Origin of the sequence: Bacillus sp. OxB-1 (assembly GCF_000829195.1) — a bacterium.
Classification (GTDB): Bacteria; Bacillota; Bacilli; order Bacillales_A; family Planococcaceae; genus Sporosarcina.
The window spans coordinates 2,605,592-2,623,754 of record NZ_AP013294.1 but is presented as its reverse complement, the minus strand read 5'-3'; the positions used below and the strand labels follow the sequence as shown (position 1 = coordinate 2,623,754).

The 18,163-nt window shown below is 47.4% G+C and carries 17 protein-coding genes; 6 read left to right on the top strand and 11 right to left on the bottom strand.

Annotated features, from left to right (window positions below):
* Positions 1-78: 78 nt before the first annotated feature.
* The 3 genes from OXB_RS18035 to OXB_RS12855 are packed head-to-tail and all read right to left on the bottom strand — an operon-like array spanning position 79 to position 2,164.
* Positions 79-771 carry a hypothetical protein gene (locus tag OXB_RS18035; RefSeq protein ID WP_052484026.1) on the bottom strand — a complete coding sequence of 231 codons (693 nt, stop codon included), beginning with the start codon at positions 769-771 and terminating at the stop codon, positions 79-81.
* Positions 772-1,566 carry an ATP-binding cassette domain-containing protein gene (locus OXB_RS12860; RefSeq protein WP_041074814.1) on the bottom strand — a complete coding sequence of 265 codons (795 nt, stop codon included), beginning with the start codon at positions 1,564-1,566 and terminating at the stop codon, positions 772-774.
* 22 nt (positions 1,567-1,588) lie between these two features.
* Positions 1,589-2,164 carry a hypothetical protein gene (locus OXB_RS12855; RefSeq protein WP_041074812.1) on the bottom strand — a complete coding sequence of 192 codons (576 nt, stop codon included), beginning with the start codon at positions 2,162-2,164 and terminating at the stop codon, positions 1,589-1,591.
* A gap of 122 nt (positions 2,165-2,286) precedes the next feature.
* On the opposite strand from OXB_RS12855, the gene OXB_RS12850 reads away from it, so the two are divergent.
* Both OXB_RS12850 and OXB_RS12845 read left to right on the top strand, forming a co-directional pair.
* A complete protein-coding gene (locus OXB_RS12850; protein WP_041074810.1) occupies positions 2,287-2,472 on the top strand; it encodes a hypothetical protein in 186 nt (61 codons plus the stop codon).
* A gap of 106 nt (positions 2,473-2,578) precedes the next feature.
* The gene (locus OXB_RS12845; RefSeq protein ID WP_041074808.1) at positions 2,579-2,914 is read left to right on the top strand and encodes a L,D-transpeptidase; all 336 of its coding nucleotides are present in this window, start codon (positions 2,579-2,581) and stop codon (positions 2,912-2,914) included.
* A gap of 58 nt (positions 2,915-2,972) precedes the next feature.
* Here the strand turns inward: OXB_RS12845 and OXB_RS12840 are convergent, their stop codons facing one another.
* Complete coding sequence (locus OXB_RS12840; RefSeq protein ID WP_041074806.1) at positions 2,973-5,255, bottom strand: S9 family peptidase; 2,283 nt, start codon at positions 5,253-5,255, stop codon at positions 2,973-2,975.
* Positions 5,256-5,535: 280 nt separating this feature from the next.
* Between OXB_RS12840 and OXB_RS12835 the strand changes: the two genes are divergently transcribed.
* Together OXB_RS12835 and OXB_RS12830 are read left to right on the top strand one after the other, a co-directional pair.
* Positions 5,536-7,143, top strand: coding sequence for an ABC-F family ATP-binding cassette domain-containing protein (locus tag OXB_RS12835; RefSeq protein WP_041074804.1), 1,608 nt, complete (start codon positions 5,536-5,538; stop codon positions 7,141-7,143).
* 120 nt (positions 7,144-7,263) lie between these two features.
* On the top strand, positions 7,264-7,944 hold the full coding sequence (locus OXB_RS12830; RefSeq protein WP_052484025.1) for a hypothetical protein: 681 nt from the start codon (positions 7,264-7,266) through the stop codon (positions 7,942-7,944).
* Positions 7,945-7,988: 44 nt separating this feature from the next.
* On the opposite strand, the gene OXB_RS12825 is transcribed toward OXB_RS12830, so the two are convergent.
* On the bottom strand, positions 7,989-8,189 hold the full coding sequence (locus OXB_RS12825; RefSeq protein WP_041074802.1) for a cold-shock protein: 201 nt from the start codon (positions 8,187-8,189) through the stop codon (positions 7,989-7,991).
* A gap of 224 nt (positions 8,190-8,413) precedes the next feature.
* A complete protein-coding gene (locus OXB_RS12820) occupies positions 8,414-8,704 on the bottom strand; it encodes a DUF1033 family protein (protein ID WP_041074801.1) in 291 nt (96 codons plus the stop codon).
* A 207-nt stretch (positions 8,705-8,911) separates the two neighbouring features.
* Here OXB_RS12820 and OXB_RS12815 point away from each other — a divergent pair, with 207 nt between their 5' ends.
* Together OXB_RS12815 and OXB_RS12810 are read left to right on the top strand one after the other, a co-directional pair.
* Positions 8,912-9,574, top strand: coding sequence for a 5-bromo-4-chloroindolyl phosphate hydrolysis family protein (locus tag OXB_RS12815; protein ID WP_041074800.1), 663 nt, complete (start codon positions 8,912-8,914; stop codon positions 9,572-9,574).
* Positions 9,561-10,751: a toxic anion resistance protein gene (locus tag OXB_RS12810; protein ID WP_041074799.1), complete on the top strand. Its 1,191-nt coding sequence runs from the start codon at positions 9,561-9,563 to the stop codon at positions 10,749-10,751. Before OXB_RS12815 ends, OXB_RS12810 begins: the two co-directional genes overlap by 14 nt.
* A gap of 133 nt (positions 10,752-10,884) precedes the next feature.
* Here OXB_RS12810 and OXB_RS12805 read toward each other — a convergent pair whose 3' ends face one another.
* The 5 genes from OXB_RS12805 to OXB_RS12785 form a co-directional block, all read right to left on the bottom strand.
* The gene (locus tag OXB_RS12805) at positions 10,885-12,789 is read right to left on the bottom strand and encodes a vWA domain-containing protein (protein ID WP_041074797.1); all 1,905 of its coding nucleotides are present in this window, start codon (positions 12,787-12,789) and stop codon (positions 10,885-10,887) included.
* Positions 12,786-13,673, bottom strand: coding sequence for an ATP-binding protein (locus OXB_RS12800; RefSeq protein ID WP_041074795.1), 888 nt, complete (start codon positions 13,671-13,673; stop codon positions 12,786-12,788). Before OXB_RS12800 ends, OXB_RS12805 begins: the two co-directional genes overlap by 4 nt.
* Positions 13,674-13,759: 86 nt before the next feature.
* On the bottom strand, positions 13,760-13,957 hold the full coding sequence (locus OXB_RS12795; RefSeq protein WP_041074793.1) for a DUF6501 family protein: 198 nt from the start codon (positions 13,955-13,957) through the stop codon (positions 13,760-13,762).
* A 74-nt stretch (positions 13,958-14,031) separates the two neighbouring features.
* A complete protein-coding gene (gene odhB, locus OXB_RS12790) occupies positions 14,032-15,258 on the bottom strand; it encodes a 2-oxoglutarate dehydrogenase complex dihydrolipoyllysine-residue succinyltransferase (RefSeq protein ID WP_041074791.1) in 1,227 nt (408 codons plus the stop codon).
* Positions 15,259-15,326: 68 nt separating this feature from the next.
* Positions 15,327-18,131 carry a 2-oxoglutarate dehydrogenase E1 component gene (locus OXB_RS12785; RefSeq protein WP_041074789.1) on the bottom strand — a complete coding sequence of 935 codons (2,805 nt, stop codon included), beginning with the start codon at positions 18,129-18,131 and terminating at the stop codon, positions 15,327-15,329.
* Positions 18,132-18,163 lie beyond the last annotated feature (32 nt).

Below are 18,163 nucleotides of genomic sequence, written 5' to 3'. Positions count from 1 at the left end.
ACTCACTATCCCGTATGATAACATAAAGAGTTTAGAACTACAACAATAAAATGCCAGAGTGCAGTGTGACGCCATTTCTCATTTGGACTTCCTTCGAAACATCCGATATGCAACGAATAGGCTAACGACAAAATACCCTATCACCCATAAAATATCCATCCAAAAGTCCCAACCAAGCCGTAACATGGAATCCCCCAAATAGCCAATCACCCTTATCACAGGCGGGACTAGTAGTAGAATCCACTGCAGCCAGCCGGCTTTCTCAATTATCCCTTCAGCTGGGATCGACACGACGGTGATCAACATGGCTGACAACCAAGCAAACTTCTGGGAAGAGGCGGATGTATTCGCAAAAAACGCGCCGACCGAGATGCCGAATAATGCTAAGATGACATGGCCATATATGGCAAGGATTAAGTGAATCGGTTGGACGACCTCTTTAAAGCTACCGATGAGGATCGGATACCCTATGGCAAATCCGGTCAATAAGACGGCTGCAAATAGGCAGACGAGCCATTTCCCCCAAAAGTACATGGATTGTTGAGGCAATTGGACAAACAACAGATTTCTCGTCTCCAATGAAAAAACCGACATGGCAATCCACGCCATCGTCAAATAGACGGCCAAGCAGGTAACGGCATAACTGCTCATGACGGGGACGCCCGAATACGCATAAAATACAAGAATCCAAGCACCAAACACAGTGAGGGGCGGTATGAATTTCAAAGACCGTATATAGCTGATGGCCTGATATCGGATAAACCCTTGCATTCATTCCCGCTCCTTCACTTCGAGTATGGAACAGCCCCGTTCGAGCAGCTCTCTTAATAACCGATCACTTCGCTCCACCTCTACTGTCCATCTTGCATTTTGACCGTGCATTTCCACTGGTCTAATCGTCAGGCCGGACAATGTCTCTTTGTTCGGAACCCAAGCCCGGATCACCATTTGGGCTTGATTACGATTCGTGATCATCTCTCCTGTTTCGATTTGAAGAATATGCGTTGCCAGTTTTCTGACAAACCACTCCTCGTGGGAGGTAAAGATAATGGCCATCTGTCCAGTACTCAATATTTCAAGCAATTGTTCCTGAGATGTTTGGTCCAGGCCAGTTAGCGGTTCATCCAATAATAGAAGTTCGGGTTTTGCAAGCATCGCCTGGATGATGCCCACTTTTTGCCTCGTCCCTTTCGATACGCGCTGGAGCGGCGATTGGAGGTAAGGACCGATTCCAAAGAGTTGTGCATACTTCGCTATTTCCAGTTCCGCTATTTCGTTTGGCATCTTATGAAAAGTGGAGACCAGGCGTAAGTATTCCTTCACTTTAAAGCGCAAGTTTTGCGGAAACTGTTCGGGGACATAACCAACCCGTTTCACCTGTCGGATGACGTGTCCACGGCTAGGTTCATGGATCCCGGCCAAAATTTTAAGCAATGTACTTTTCCCCGATCCATTTTTTCCGACTACTGCAATCGCCTGTCCCGCTTCGCAAACAAATGAAATGGATTGCAGGAGCGGAACCCCCTCGATCACTTTTCCTACCTCTCTTGCTTCCAGCACGGACATAGGGTCGCTCCCTTCCTCGTTTTCACTGAGCTCGTATAGTGAATTCAATGTTTTCAGTCTGCTTTAAGAAGGGAGTCCCTTCAGTGGAAAACTGAAACTCGATTCCCGATAGATCGTCGGGCAATGCTGGCGATACGATGAATTCCTGGGTTGCCTGTCCCGTTGTGCCGCTCCCGCCTTCCTCCCGGCAATCATACCCCTCCCCGACCGATAAGCGAAAGTAAGGATATTCAGGCCCTTCCCCTTGACGATCTTTCGTCCCGTCCCAGTTCACATGCAGTTGGACGACGCTCGCGTTCTCGTACTGCCGAATAAATGTGAGGGAATAGAAATATTTCCCCATCTCGACAGACTGCATGACAGACACGTATTTTCGAAAGCGCCTCGGCTCCACCCTTGGCCGGAAATGATCTTCCATCTGGATGAGGTTAAATAATGATTTTACATACTCCCCATGCAGACCGAACTCTTCCGCCCAGTCCGCCATCAATTCCTCCGGAGGCTCATTCATCTGCTTGCTTGTAAGTACCTTCCTTTGTTTCAACAATGAACAGAATTGCTCGTCCAAGCGGTGAAGCCGGTCATCATATTTTGTCAATTTTCCATCCCTCTTTTCTTACAAATAGTTTAGCAGAAATAGGTTTAATTCGGTGAAAAAGGGGTATAAGGCTATTATCGGATTACATGTTTTTTAATGAGATCGGATAGGAGGTGATTCAGTTGCGGACAGTCCAAGGGATTTCCAGCGTCATCGCTTATCTCGACTCGGTCGACTTCCACGTGACGGAAGAAGATGTCCAGGCCCTTTTGGCCGACATGGACGTGACCTCCGACAACCGGGCAAGCCATTTTAATTTGGATCACATAGACTGGTGGATCAACCAGCAACAGCATTTAGAGCTATGAAAACACACAAGAGCCCCTGCTAACCCCAAAGCAGGGGTTTTTCGTCTTTTTTAATCTTATATATGACAACCGTACATACATTACTTAAAAACGGAGTTGACTCCTAATGGCAAAATCGATCGACATTTCCACGTCAAAGCATCAGTTGAAATTATTTGAGAACGGCAGGTTAATCAAAACCTATCCGATCGGGGTCGGGAGGATGGTCACCCCTACTCCTGCCGGAACTTTTACAATCATCAATAAGCAACGGAATCCAGGCGGCCCTTTCGGAGCTTTTTGGATGGGGTTGTCGAAACCGCATTACGGCATCCACGGAACGAATAATCCTTCTTCCATCGGGAAAAATGTTTCAAAAGGCTGCATACGAATGCTTAACCGGGATGTTTTGGAATTGGCTGCTGCTGTTCTAATCGGTACCCGGGTAGCGATTCATAAATAACAAAAGGTTGCCTCAGACTATCAGCAACACTGACTGTCTGGACAACCTTCGTCTTATTTCACTTCAGATGCGTATCCAAAAAACGCACCATCGCATTGTAAAATTCAATCCGATTCTCTTCCTTCTGGAAGCCATGGCCTTCGTTTTCTTTCAACATATATTCCACGTCAATACCTCTTGCCCGTAACGCTTCGACAATTTGGTCGGATTCCGCTTGATTGACCCGTGGATCATTCGCTCCTTGCGCGACGAATAATGGGGTTTTGATCTTGTCCGCATGGAAAACTGGCGAGACCGCTTCGAGAAGCTCTTTATCCTCGACTGGATGGCCGACTCGTTTGTGAAGGTCGTTGCGGACCGTTTCCCAGTATGGCGGGATGGTTTCCAATAAAGTGAAGATGTTGGAAACACCGACGTAGTCAACGGCAGCGGCGTACAAATCAGGAGTGAAGGCGATACCGGCCAACGTGGCATAACCGCCAAAGGATGCGCCATAAATTCCGATCCGATCCGGATCTGCAATGCCTTGGTCAATCGCCCATTGCACTCCATCCGTAATATCATCCTGGATTTTCAGCCCCCACTGCTTGTTGCCCGCGTCGAGAAACTCTTTTCCATAACCGGAGGACGATCTGAAATTCACTTGGAGGACAGCATATCCCCGGTTGGCAAGAAGCTGGACTTCCGGATTGAAGCCCCACATATCCCGTGCCCAAGGACCTCCATGCGGATTAACAATCAGCGGTAAGTTTTCCGGCTTTTTATTTTTCGGCAATGTCAAATACCCATGGATGGTCAATCCATCTCGGCTTTTATACGAAATCGGGTGCATGTCTGCCAATTGATCCGGATCCAGCCAGGAACCCAGCTCTGCTAGTGTTGTTAATGCCTTTGTTGTGGAATCGTAGTAATAATAGGTTCCATACACTTTATCGCTCGTTACCGCGACGATGAATTTCGTCATTTCCTTATTATAATCAACAATCAGCAATTCACTTTCGCTGACGTTCAATTTGCTTTTCAATTCATTGAACAGCGCCTCGAAGGCTTTGTCATGGAATTCGTAATGCCGTTTATCCGTCATGTATAAGCTGTATAAGATTTTATCTTGCGTCCGATCATAGACACCGTTTAGCACATCCACTTGCTTGTTGGAGTAAATGACCTCTTCATTGGCTTTCAAATCAAGTTTCACCAATTCGACCTTATCCCGGTCTTTATTGGACAAGGCGTAGATGGATTGGTTATCCTTCGAAAAAGCAATCGGTGTTATCGTATCCCCTTTTTCCGTCTGGACAAACGGCCTGAACTCATCCTTTTCTGAATCCCGGTATAACACCGTGCTATCGACGCCGTCGGATTCTACGGCCATTCTGATTTCCCCGTCATGATCCGCCAGCCAGCTAACGATATTGCCTGGATTTTTAGCTACATGCGTCGTTTCACCCGTCTTAATATTCAGTTTATAGACATCGAAAACGGTCGGATCTTCCTTGTTCATCGTAATGAGGATTTCATCTTCAATACCCTGTAAAACGCTTAGCAATTCTACACGGACTCCCGGATAAGGAGTCAAATCCCTTTCTTCTTGGCCGTTGAAGCTGGAAGAATAAATATGGTAATTCTCATCTCCCCCACCATCTTTCACATAAAGGATTTGATCCTCTTTCCAGAAGGACGCGACGATATCGTGATCTTTAGAACTTGTCACCCGTACCGGTTCGCTGTCTTCCCCCATCTCCTTGACAAATACGTTAAATCGGTTCTCCCATGAAGAAGAATAGGAAATATAATTTCCATCCGGTGATAGTTCATAGCCGAAGTCCCCAGGGTTTTTCATGAAGTCTTCGACTGAAATCTCATCCACGCCAGCATCCGTAATTCCGTGTGCAGGCGCTAGTTTGTAACCGGAAAGGACGGTTGTAAGCTCGGCGGCCGTCAATAGAGCATTTGCTTGAACATGTGCGTTGAATAAGTGTTGGGTTTTGGCGTTGTCCAAATAATCTTCCAACGATTTTTCGTCATCCTCGATCCCCAGTGCCCGAATCGTAATCCGGGCGGCTTCCCCATTTGTAATGGCGGCTTTCCTGTCATCCAGTTCTCCGGGGAGCACCCACCGTTTGACAATTTCGTCGCGCATCTCTTTAGAAGCATGTTGAAACGTGAACTCTTTCAAAGCTGCATCGAGGAAGTCACTCACCGAAACGGAAGCTTCAACCGGCTGTTCCCCTTGCTGCTCTACTGACGCAGTCGACCGATCCGTTTCAGCCGCCTGCGCCCCCACTGGATAGGATCCAATAAGCGCTGCAGAAAAGACGGTCAGTATAACCTTTTTCCTCACTTCTCATTCCTCCCTTTTTATGTTCTCAATAAAATAGTACAAGGACATCATTCCAGTTGTCAAACAATTCCCAAAAAGGAAACTTTATCATTAACATGTAACTGCAAAACCGTCCAAGGGCTTGCAGTTAAGATGGACGACGTCGGCATTCCCATACTGAACATAAACAAAAAATATCCTGAAAGGGTTTTTGTCATTTTTGACATTCCTTTCAGGAAAATTGCTACTGGGAATTATTCCGTGGTATACTAGGAGTATTGTGAATTTAGGAGGATTTCGAATGATAGCAGTTTCTAATGTAAGTCTTCAGTTCGGTGACCGCAAGCTGTTTGAAGACGTCAATATACAGTTCAACCCCGGCCATTGTTATGGTTTGATAGGCGCGAACGGTGCGGGCAAATCGACTTTCCTGAAGGTATTATCCGGTGAAATCGAGCCGCAAACCGGCAACGTCATTTTGGATAAAGACGCACGGCTTGCTGTTTTGAAACAGAACCACTTCGAATATGAAGAAAATGAAGTGCTCGACACGGTCATCATGGGCCATAAACGGCTATATGACATCATGACAGAGAAAAACGCCATCTACATGAAAGAGGATTTCTCGGATGAAGATGGTATGCGTGCCGCTGAACTCGAAGGTGAATTCGCGGAATTGAACGGTTGGGAAGCGGAATCGGAAGCTGCAATTCTCCTGCAAGGACTTGGGATTCCCGAAGCGCTCCATCACGTGAAAATGGCGGAATTGACAGGTTCCGAAAAAGTGAAAGTGTTGCTCGCCCAAGCGTTGTTCGGCAAGCCGGACGTTCTTCTGCTCGATGAGCCGACGAACCACTTGGACTTGAAAGCGATCCAATGGCTCGAAGAGTTCCTGATTGAATTCGATAACACCGTCATCGTCGTCTCCCATGACCGTCACTTTTTGAATAAAGTCTGTACGCAAATCGCGGACCTCGACTTTTCAAAAATCCAGCTGTACCCGGGCAACTATGATTTCTGGTACGAATCCAGCCAGCTCGCCCTAAAGATGGCACAAGACCAGAACAAGAAAAAAGAAGAGAAAATCAAAGAACTTCAGGCGTTTGTCGCCCGCTTCAGCGCGAATGCGTCCAAATCGAAACAAGCGACTTCGCGTAAAAAAGCTTTGGAAAAAATCCAATTGGATGATATCCGTCCTTCTTCCCGCCGTTATCCTTTCGTCAACTTCACGATGGGTCGCGAAATCGGTAACGACGTCCTTAGCGTCCAAGACGTCTCCAAAACCATAGAAGGAAAAGTGATGTTGAAAAACGCCACCTTCACAATGGGCAAAGAGGACAAAATCATCCTTCTCGGCAATCCTTTGCAGAAAACGGCTTTGCTCGAGATCCTGGCAGAACAAGACCAACCGGATGAAGGCAGCATCAAATGGGGTGTCACGACATCACGCGCGTACTTCCCGCTCGATAACAACGAGTATTTCGAAGGCGACGAACAGACGCTTGTGGAATGGCTTCGTCAATATTCCCCCGAAGACCAGACCGAGACATTCCTACGCGGATTCCTTGGACGCATGCTGTTCTCCGGTGAAGAAGTCAATAAGAAGCCTTCTGTCCTCTCAGGGGGCGAAAAGGTGCGCTGCATGCTTTCCAAGATGATGTTAACCTCGGCCAATGTCCTATTGCTGGACGAACCGATGAACCACTTGGATTTGGAATCCATCCAAGCTCTGAACAATGGCTTGATGGCGTTCAAAGGCGCGATGGTGTTCACATCCCATGACCAACAGTTCATCCAAACGGTGGCCAACCGGATCATCGAAATCCACGAAGATGGAACAATCTTCGATAAGATGATGAACTATGATGAATACTTGGAATGGAAAGACCAACAGCAAGCTGTGAAGTGAAAAAATACCGTTTCCCGAATTGGGGAACGGTTTTTCATTTTCCCTGGCAAATTGAAAAAATAAATCCACTCCGATGAATTCCGTGATTTTGGGTATACCAATGGCAAAGGAGTGTATGGAATGGGTAAATCATATGTTGTGATGCTATGTACGATGCTGCTACTCTTAGGAGCTTGCGGAAAACCGAATTCGACCGCAATGGACAACTCAGGTACATCCAAAGGGTCGGCAACAACAGAGAATGGTACGTCTAAGCCGGGGCAAGGGAAAGAACATGCAGAAGCGATTGATATGATTGACTATTTCCCTCCGGATGGGACGCAAGCAAGGTTTGAAGGGGTGGGGAATGAATTTGCGGAGTTTGAAATCGAAGTCGCACACCCAACCGACCATTACGTCATCATCCACGAAAATAACGGCGGGGCGATTGTCCGGCGGATTTTCAGATTGGAGCCGAATGCCATCAATATTTTGGAGGAACAAGTTGTCGAAAACAAAGAGGACTTCCCCGACTTGCCAGCTTTGGAAGAGATGACGCCCACCGGAGTCTATTTAAAAAAGCCATTCACCGAGGGGACAACTTTTGGTTTCTGGACCATCGTCGATACCGATGCCACTGTAGAAACTCCATATCAAACTTTTGACAACGCATTGGTCATTGAAGAGAAAGGGAAAGATTACATCAATCGTAAATATTTCGTCAAAGGGATTGGTGAGGTGAAACGCGAGTCCGTCATGCAGACGACCGACGGCGAGGAATTCACCGTAACCTCTTCTTTAGAGTCGATCGAGGATTTATAAGAAAAAAGAGGCACCGATTCCGAGTGCCTCTTCGATTTGACGAATTAAAGTTTTACAACATTAGCAGCCTGTAGTCCGCGGTTTCCTTCCACCACGTCGAACTCCACTTGCTGACCTTCGTCCAATGACTTGAATCCTTCACCCTCGATTGCTGAGAAGTGTACGAATACGTCATCCTCGCCTTCCACTTCGATGAATCCGAAGCCTTTTTCTGCGTTGAACCATTTTACTGTACCTTGTTTCATACCAAAACCTCCAAAATGATAATTCTTTAATATATGATTTTCCCCAAAAGAAAAATTCACATATTACAAAAAGTACCGACGATGCCGATCACTTTTTGTAATATGTGAATACGCTCATTTCGGTGTTTCTTATATTTAATAAAATTTGGATAATGTTTCCGATTAAAACAACTATATCATATTCAAGCTCAAAGTCAACCGATAATTTAAATATTTCGAATAATTCAATATCCACCCTCTTTTTGTAATAGGAGCATGATACCATGATACACTTGAAGGTCTTCATCGCATCCTTCGCAAAAGACTTTCTCCCGCTCTGTCCAGAATGCGTAGAAAACTTCTTTTTTCACCGCTTCATTTTCATACTTCCCTCGAAACTCATGCAGCAAACGTTCGAAATAATCGGTTGCCTCTTCGCTATTATCAAATGATTGGCGGTGCCGGACTTTCTCTTCCCAGCCCTCGAACATCCACCATGGCTCATAATCTGCTTTCATGTAAATCACTTCGTACATCTTTCATCCTCCGTCCACACATAGGTGAATGTTTTTTATTTTAACAAAAAAAGCGGTAAAGTCCAAGTGAAGACGCTTACAAATTTCCCGATTACAAATTGAAAAACATGTGTTATGGCCGGGAATCGGTTATAATTGATATAGAATTGAAACTTTCATATAAGGTCGGACGTATAAATGATATAGATAAAGGAGGCCCGGCACATCATGCATGAGATCAAACAATTTTTCACACGGCATTTCATCGTCGCACCGATCAGCTTCGGATCGTGGCTCTATTTCATAATGGGTGCAGGCTGGAACATTGTGGCGGCGACTGCCGTGCTGATTGCCATTTACTTGGGCGGCACTTTCACGGTCAAGCAGCTGCAACATACTTCCAACATAAAAAAACTTGGAATGTCACGGTCTGAGTATAATCATATAAAAGGGCAAATTGCAGAAGCCCGCATGAAGATTAAAAAACTGAACAGCTTATACGGACAAGTGAGATCTGTGCAAGCTTTCAAGCAACTCTATGAAATGAACAACCTATCGAGGAAGATTTTGAACATCGTACGATCCAATCCGCGAAAGTTCTACCATGTCGAACCATTTTTCTACGCCCATCTCGATTCCGCAGTCGAATTGACTTCGAAATACGCGATGCTCGTCAATCAGCCGTTGAAAGATAAAGACTTGCGCATCGCCTTGCAAAATACCCGTGAAACGCTGGGAGATGTGAATCGGCAATTGGAACAGGATCTTCGGGGCGCCCTTGCCTCGGATATCGAAAAGCTCCAGATGGAAATCGACTTTGTCGATGTTTCGATTAATAAGAAAAAGCGGGTTCTGGAAATGAAAGGAGATTCAAACCATGACTCAAAATGAGGTAACAAAACATGAAGTGAAGACTTTCGACGATCTATTAGACAACCCGTTCGATATGCAGGAACCTTTATTGCCGAAAGAAATGCAGACGAACGAAGTGAGTGCGGGCACCAAGTTGATGGATCGGTTATCGCCGGAAGAGCGCGAGAAGGCGAAACAGTTGGCCGATCAGATTCCGGTTGGCAACTACGAAGCGATTCTGACATACGGCGCCAATGCACAAGGCGAGTTGTCACGCTTCTCCCATCAAATGCTCGATCACGTACAAAGTAAGGATATCGGACCTGTCGGCGATGTGTTGAAAGACCTGATGGACAAATTGTCCGAGATCGACCCTGATGACTTAAGCGAGAAGAAAAAGTCCCCTCTCGGCCGGCTGTTCGGTAAAGTGTCGAGGTCGATCCAAGAGATGATGACGAAGTATCAGAAATTGAGTACGCAAATCGACCGGATCGGCATCCAATTGGAGCATTCGAAACGGGGCTTGCTTGATGATGTACAGATGCTCGACAATTTATACGAACAGAATAAAACATATTTCCAAGCGTTGAATGTCTACATTGCAGCTGCGGAGTTGAAACGGGATGAAATCGCCAATGTCATCCTCCCCGAGCTGCGCCGGAAAGCGGAATTATCCAATGACCAAATGGATTTCCAAGAAGTGAACGATATGGCTCAATTTTTGGACCGGTTGGAGAAACGGACATACGATTTACAATTGTCGAGACAAATTACGATCCAAAGTGCTCCGCAAATCCGGATGATCCAGCAGACGAACCAAACATTGGCGGAAAAAATCCAAGCGTCCATCATGACGTCAATCCCGCTGTGGAAAAATCAGATCGCCATCGCCTTGACTTTGAACCGTCAAGCGAAAGCGGTCGAGTCGCAAAAACTTGTAACGAAAACGACGAATGATCTCCTGCTGAAAAACTCGGAAATGTTGAAAATCAACTCAATTGAAACCGCGAAAGAGAATGAACGCGGCATCATTGAAATCGAGACATTGAAGAAAACACAGGAAAATCTGATCCAGACGATCGAAGAAACACTCGTCATCCAAGCAGATGGACGCGCGAAACGAAAAGCGGCCGAAATCGAAATCGGACGAATGGAAGAAGAATTGAAACAGCGTCTTCTCGCTGTCCATGATAAAACACAAAACCGCCCAAGCTGAGGGCGGTTTTTAATTAGGTTCTTATGCCAAAAAGCGGCCGCTCGGAACGAAAATCAACGGTTGGAAGAAGTCATTTATTCCAGCATAACATAGTCTACTGGCCGATCATTTTTGACACTGTACGCTCCCTGCTTCAAGTAGTCCGGATAACAATGGCCAACAATTTCCGTAAGATTCGCAGCGTCTGGTCGGCGAAACTTTCGACTGATTCGGAAGATGCGGTTTTATTGCCGAACATCATGCTGAATACGGCTTTCTGGTCTTCGCTCGGCTCTTCGGCTGATAGAAATAGGTGGATGACGGAAATGCCCCGTTTTTCCGTTTCCATCACCGCCTCCGCGGTATCCACGATTCCATTCCGGTCGTAGCCGAATGCAGAGGGCTCCCCATCCGAGAAAACGAGTAGAAACTTATGCTTCTCGGGCCGTTCTGCGAGCCGATTGGCCATCCACCGAATGGCAAAACCATCCCGATTGTCTTCATTTGCATCAAATGATAGAATGGCGAGCCCATCATCCCGATTGCGATCTCGAAAAGTATGCATCCGTTCGAACACATTCGGCTGCCGTTCCTTCGTGGCGCTATACGCATCTTCATAATAAGATGAGATTTCATGTGGTATTTCCAACTGACGCAATACATCATGGAAGAGGAGTACCGCTTTTTTCGTTTCCTCCAATTTGTCGAGCATCGAAGCGGACCCATCGACCAACAAGCCGAAACTGGCATCCAATTTCGTAGATGGCGCATTTTTGCGGTAAAAAGGCCGGGGCCGCTCATCCAGAAATAAAGTCATCAAATTGCTGGACAATCTGCCCTTCATAAGCCGTTCCCGTCTGGCATCCCGTTTCAGCTCCATCCGTTTTTTCATCTCTTGGACGAACGCCCGGACAAACGGCTTCTGCTCGTCCCTCCACTGATCCAAACGGTTGCGGTTCTCCACTTCATTCACGACTTGGATCCGTTTTTCCTCATAGACGACATTTACATGCTCCTTGCCGAACATCGTACCAGCCGACTGGCTCTTCTCACGTCTTTCCGGTTTCTCTTCTCCGTCAGCCGACACGTCTTTCCTGTCGCCTTTCGACCCTCCGAAACCCACTTCTTCAATTTCCGCCTGTTCATCGCCCGGATTTGCTCCAGTTGAATCGCTTCTACCCGATCGCCCGTGCTCCAGCTCATATTCCAAATGGACTCCCGACTCATCCTCGCTTTCCCGATGCCAGGATCGGAATACTTCCTCGATCGTTTCTTTCGTTCCGACTTCTCCTGTTTCGGCATCTGCCATCCCTTGATGATAATGGAACTTAGCCGTCTCCTCGGTAATCGCATCGCCTAGAACATAGTATTGGTGCAGCAAATCTTTGCTGATCGACTCTTCCACCATTTCCATCATACGGCGGACGACACCGGCTTGCGCTTCTGTACTCTTTCCGTCATAAGCGAGTTGCCATAAGGAAAGGACACGTCCCCAATCGAGGTTATGGTCCGACCAATCAATCGCAGCCCGGGTGAACATCCCTTCATATAACGCAAGAAATAATTCATTAAGCAAAGCATCAGCCAAAAAACCTTTCTGATGGTTCGCGACTAGCTGGTCATGATGAAATTTCCGGTACGCTTCCACCCGCACTTGAAAAGCGGACATCGTCCCCGGTCGCTCTTCCTGGATCAAATCAATGAACCGGAACTCTTCCAGCATGAGCAATAGCTCTGATGCTAATCTCCGCAACGGATGGTGCTGAAAATCCTTTGAAAATTGGACCCAGGCACGCACGTCGAATCCCTTCCAAAACCCTGCCGTCAATAAATAAATATCCGACAGCCGGCCGGCATGGACAATCCCTTCTTCTCGATGCCGCCAAAAGACACTCATGGAAATGATCCCTTCCTGGGGCCGAAACTCCACCAACTTGCGTTCCGTCAATTCTAAAAAAGGGGCGTCCGCCAATGCCCTAGCCAGGCGCTCATATAAGAGATACGTTTTGGCGTCGACGGTCTCATCATTGAATTGGATGAACCGGTTCATCTTTGTCATTCAGATTGCCCCACTCGGCTGGAAGGCACCCAGGTTCCTACCAATTCCATGACGAGATCCCGTTCAATCGGATCTTCCAGCTTTTCTGCGATAGCGTATCGGATCGCACGGTCGATCGGCATATGATTCGCCAAGCCTAACGCATCAAGCAAGCTTCGGATGGAAGCGGCTTCGTCGGATAATAAGCCGTTGACAACTTGCTTTTTCAAGTCATTTCCAATTTGAAGGAATAGTGCTATTTGAGTATCCGAAGCGGATGGATGCGCATTGCGTAACACTTGCTCCAGCTGTTCGCCTGCGATATATGGAACGGAATACGAGACGAAACGGTTTTTCAAGGCTTCATTCATCGGAGAAGTTCCGACATAGCCTTCGTTGATGGCAGCGATGACAGTAAAATCATCATGGGCGTGGATCACTTCCCCCGTAAACGGATTGGTGAGCATCCGTCGGTGGTCCAGGACACTATGCAAAATCGGCAGCGTTTCAGGCCTCGCCATATTGATTTCATCAATGTAAAGAATATGTCCTTTCTTCATCGCCTGGACGACAGGCCCTTCGACAAAATCGATTATCATCTCTCCAGCTTGTCGGACGATCGTCTTGAATCCGAGCAAGGCTTCCGCATCAAGATCCACCGAACAGTTGATGCTTTGCATCGGCTGTTGGAAATAGGCGGACACGGACTGTGCCAACCTCGTCTTCCCTGCTCCGGATGGCCCTTTCAGCAACACAGGGTTTCGTAACGTGATGCCGATCAAGATATCTTCCCATAAATAGGGGTCAGGTGAAATATATCCACCTTCTTGTATCAATACTCGGTCTTCTTCCCCATACGACCGGGAAGTGCGCTGTTGTTTTTCAAGCTCAATAATGGATTCCATCTACAATCCTCCTGTTTATTCCTTGCATTCGCTTTGCCCGATCAGCCAAAAAACCCGACATCGGTCAAACCGTGTCGGGAAATGAATTATTCAAAGTATCTTTTGTAATAGCCGCCGACTTTTCCGCTGTTATCGATGATGAATACGAACTCGTCCGTTTCATTTTTCACTTCATAGTCTTTGCCAGGGGTTAGTACATTTGTCACTACATATTTCTCCGCATCTGCATGTCGGCAGACGACTTTTCGCAATGTAGGCGCTTCCGCCCAATGGGTGAATTTCATAGGAGCACATCCTCCAATCATTCGGAATAGGGAAAAATCGGCCCAAATTTGAATGGGCCGATTGTTTGGTTGGCTTAAGAACCGAGGAGAAGATCTTCCGGATTCTCAATCAATTCTTTGACCATTTTCAAGAATCCTACGGAATCTTTGCCATCGATGACACGGTGGTCATACGAAAGCGCCACGTACATCATCGGACGGATTTCGATTTGATCGCCTACGGCAACCGGGCGCTTTTGGATCGTGTGCATGCCGAGGATTCCGACTTGCGTACCGTTAAGAATCGGTGTTGACATCAAGGAACCAAACACACCACCGTTTGTGATGGTGAATGAACCGCCTGTCATGTCAGCGATCGTCAACTTGTTGTCACGTGCTTTTACGGCAAGTTCACCAATCGTTGCTTCGATTTCCGCAAAGTTCTTACGGTCTGCATCGACGACGTTCGGTACAACGAGTCCGCCTTCTGTCGACACGGCAATCCCGATATCATAATAATTTTTGAGGAGGATTTCATCCCCGTCGATTTCCGAGTTGACGTACGGATATTTTTTCAACGCCGCGACAACTGCTTTCGTGAAGAATGACATGAATCCAAGACGGACATCGTTCTGCTCAAAGAATTGGTCTTTTTTCCGCGAACGGAGTTCCATTACATTCGTCATATCAATTTCATTGAACGTCGTCAACATCGCTGTAGATTGTTTTACTTCCAACAGACGCTTCGCGATTGTCTGACGGCGGCGCGTCATTTTCTCACGAGTGATACGACCATCGTCTTGTTGTGTTGCCGCTTTTGGTGCAGGAGCTGCTGGTGCTTTCGGTGCTGTCCCATGTGCTTCGACGTCCTGCACGCGTACACGCCCCATCGGATCGACCGGCGAAACTGCCGATAAATCGATTCCTTTTTCACGTGCCAGTTTACGTGCAGCTGGACTTGCAATCGTACGATCAGCCGTTCCATCTTCAGTCGCGGCTGCTGGTGCAGCTGCCGGCGCTGCGGCTTCTTCCGCTTTCGGTGCCGCCGTTTCTGCAGCTGCTGGGGCCGGTGCTGCTGGAGCTCCTGAACCTGCTCCGACAGTCGCGATGACTTGGCCAACTTCCACTGTGTCGCCTTCCGCTGCAAGGAGTTCTTGGACGACTCCCGCTTCCTCGGAGATGACTTCCACGTTCACCTTGTCTGTTTCAAGCTCAACGATGAATTCGCCTTTCTCCACCGTTTCGCCAGGCTGTTTCAACCAACGCGCAATCGTTCCTTCTGTAATCGACTCTGCTAATTCTGGTACTATGATCTCTGCCACTATATATTCCTCCTCTGGTCTACCGTTATCACGGTGCACAAACTGTCCCTATCGGTTCGGATGCCGGTTTACTTCTTGAGTGCTTCCTCAATAATACGGTTCTGCTCGATTTTATGCGATTCCCCGTCTCCTTCGGAAGGGCTGGAACGGTGGATCCGTCCTACGTAAGAAATTTTCTTGTTGCCTGCCAATTCGCGGATATAATTGTTCGCAAAGCCCCATGTCCCCATGTTTTTCGGCTCTTCCTGCACCCACACAAGCTCTTTCGCTTTCGGGTAGCGTGCAATGATCTCCGCAATTTTCTCGGATGGGAATGGATACAATTGCTCAACACGGATGATGTGAAGATGATCGTAACCTGTGCCATCTTTCACCCGCTCCGCAAGATCGATCGCCATTTTTCCGCTTGCGAATAAAATTTTCTTCACTTTATCGACGTTCTTTCCAGTGCCCGGCTGTTCCAGAACAGTCTGGAAGTAGCCCTCTGTCAAATCGGTCACGTCCGCACCGACCAATGGGTGGCGAAGGAGCGATTTAGGAGATGCGATAACGAGCGGACGCATTGATTTATCACCGAGCATTTTCGCTTGGCGGCGCAAAATGTGGAAATAGTTCGCCGCGCTGGAAAGGTTCGCAACAGTCCAGTTGTTTTCGGCGCATAATTGCAAATACCGTTCGATGCGGGCGCTGGAGTGCTCAGGGCCTTGTCCTTCGTATGCGTGTGGCAATAGCATGACCAATCCCGATTGTTGTCCCCATTTCGAATAGCTGGCCGATACAAACTGGTCGAACATTGCTTGAGCCATATTGGAGAAGTCGCCATATTGCGCCTCCCAAATCGACAGTGCTTTCGGATCTTCCAAATTGTACCCGAACTCGTAACCAACGATTCCAGCTTCGGTCAATGGGCTGTTATACGCCACAAAGGACGCTTTGGAACCGCTGATATGATGAAGCGGCACGTATTCCTCCCCTGTTTTCTCATCATGAAGGACCAGATGGCGGTGAGCGAACGTCCCACGCTGCACATCTTGGCCGGACATGCGGATCGGATTGCCGTCTTGAAGGATGGATCCGAATGCGAGCACTTCAGCGTGCGCCCAATCGATCTTCCCTTTCCCTTTGAACGGATCTTCCCGGCGCTTCAGAATGCGTTCCAATTTACCGAACACATGATAGTCTTCCGGATACGTTAGAAGCTCTTCATTCATACGACGAATCGTCGCTTCTTCCACTCCCGTTTCCAAATCTCTCGGATAGCCTGCCAGGACATAATCCGGCGTCTCATTTGAAACCGGCTCCGCTTTCGTAGAATGCTCTTTCACATTGTCATACGCCTTTTGCATAGTAGCGTACACATCGGTGTCAAGCTTCGTCACTTCTTCATCCGTCATGACGTTTTCAGCGACAAGTTTTTTCCCGTACAATTCCCGGACTGTCAAGTGCTGGTGGATGCCGTGATACATCAACGGGTTCGTCACGAGCGGCTCGTCCATTTCGTTATGTCCGTAACGGCGGTATCCGATCAAATCGATCAGGATATCTTTTCCAAACTTTGTACGGTATTCGAATGAGAACGCAGCTGCAGCGATCACCGATTCAGGGCAGTCCGCATTGACATGCAGGACCGGCACTTCATAACCTTTTGCAGGATCGGAAGAGTAATGAGTCGACCTAGAGTCGTAGTATTCGGTTGTGAAGCCGATCATATTGTTAGCAATGATATGGATCGAACCGCCAGTCTGGAATCCGCGGACACGGCTGAAGTTGAATGTCTCCGGCACGATTCCCTGTCCTGGGAATGCGGCATCTCCGTGAATCATGATGGCGTACGCCGCTTTCGTATCCTGTTCCGGAATGCCGGGGCTATCTGTTGTTTCCTGAGCAGCTCTCGTCTGTCCAGCAATGACCGGATTGACGACTTCCAAGTGGGACGGGTTGTATGCAAGGAAACGCTCCATACCCGATTGTCCTTTGTATAGGGCACCCATATGATATTTCACATCCCCGAACCAGCCGCGCGTCACTTGCAGCGAACCGTCTTCAGGCAAGAATGGTTCGTCCGGAACACCTGCAAATTGTGCAAACATCATTTCATATGATTTATTGAGGATATGTGTAAGAACGTTCAGACGGCCGCGATGGGCCATTCCGATCAACATTTTTTTCATATTTTCATCTTCGGAACGGCGGACGAGCTCTTCCAGCAGGACTACAAGCGTATCTAGTCCTTCAATAGAGAATCGTTTCGCTCCGACGAATGTACGGTGGATAAATTTCTCGAACCCTTCAATTCTCGTCAACCGCTCCAGAAGGGCCTTTTTCTCTTCTGCGGAAAGAGTTACAGTAATCTCTCCATTTTCAATTTTCGCTTGGATCCAATTCCGTTCCTCTTCGTCGATAATATGTGCAAACTCATAGGCGATTTTCCCTGTATAGAGCGACCTCAAATGATTTACAGCGTCCAATCCGTTATCGATACCCACCGGAGGTTGTTTGAAAAACAGTGTTGCAGGCATTTCCCGAAGATCGTTTTCGGTCAATCCATAATAAGTCAGCTCGATTCGAGATGAATCCTTTGGACGATCGTTCAATGGATAGATATCCGCTGCAAGATGTCCGTATGTACGTATAGCATCGAGCAACTTATAAGCGGACAATACCTTTCCAAAATTGCCTGGACTCACTTCTCCAACAACTGCTTCTTGTTGGGTGGTGCCAAAATCCGGTGCACCGAAACGTCTAAACATTTCGGCAAGTTCAGCATCGACTGCTTCTGGGTCTGTTTTGAAGACTTCATACATCTCCATGACATACCCAAGGTTAGGACCCGTAAATTCTGCATACGGGGAGGAGCCAACATTGTTCGACATGTAAAATGACCTCCACATTGCCGTTCGGCATA

Bases quoted from the DNA above. Each gene is read 5' to 3' on its own strand.
- OXB_RS12820 (WP_041074801.1), bottom strand. From the start codon at position 8,704: ATGTACGAAGTGATTTACATGAAAGCAGATTATGAGCCATGGTGGATG.
- OXB_RS12785 (WP_041074789.1), bottom strand. From the start codon at position 18,131: ATGTCGAACAATGTTGGCTCCTCCCCGTATGCAGAATTTACGGGTCCT.
- OXB_RS12810 (WP_041074799.1), top strand. From the start codon at position 9,561: ATGACTCAAAATGAGGTAACAAAACATGAAGTGAAGACTTTCGACGAT.
- OXB_RS12800 (WP_041074795.1), bottom strand. From the start codon at position 13,673: ATGGAATCCATTATTGAGCTTGAAAAACAACAGCGCACTTCCCGGTCG.
- OXB_RS12815 (WP_041074800.1), top strand. From the start codon at position 8,912: ATGCATGAGATCAAACAATTTTTCACACGGCATTTCATCGTCGCACCG.
- OXB_RS12825 (WP_041074802.1), bottom strand. From the start codon at position 8,189: ATGAAACAAGGTACAGTAAAATGGTTCAACGCAGAAAAAGGCTTCGGA.
- OXB_RS12835 (WP_041074804.1), top strand. From the start codon at position 5,536: ATGATAGCAGTTTCTAATGTAAGTCTTCAGTTCGGTGACCGCAAGCTG.
- OXB_RS12830 (WP_052484025.1), top strand. From the start codon at position 7,264: ATGGGTAAATCATATGTTGTGATGCTATGTACGATGCTGCTACTCTTA.
- OXB_RS18035 (WP_052484026.1), bottom strand. From the start codon at position 771: ATGCAAGGGTTTATCCGATATCAGGCCATCAGCTATATACGGTCTTTG.
- OXB_RS12845 (WP_041074808.1), top strand. From the start codon at position 2,579: ATGGCAAAATCGATCGACATTTCCACGTCAAAGCATCAGTTGAAATTA.
- OXB_RS12795 (WP_041074793.1), bottom strand. From the start codon at position 13,957: ATGAAATTCACCCATTGGGCGGAAGCGCCTACATTGCGAAAAGTCGTC.
- OXB_RS12805 (WP_041074797.1), bottom strand. From the start codon at position 12,789: ATGACAAAGATGAACCGGTTCATCCAATTCAATGATGAGACCGTCGAC.
- OXB_RS12860 (WP_041074814.1), bottom strand. From the start codon at position 1,566: ATGTCCGTGCTGGAAGCAAGAGAGGTAGGAAAAGTGATCGAGGGGGTT.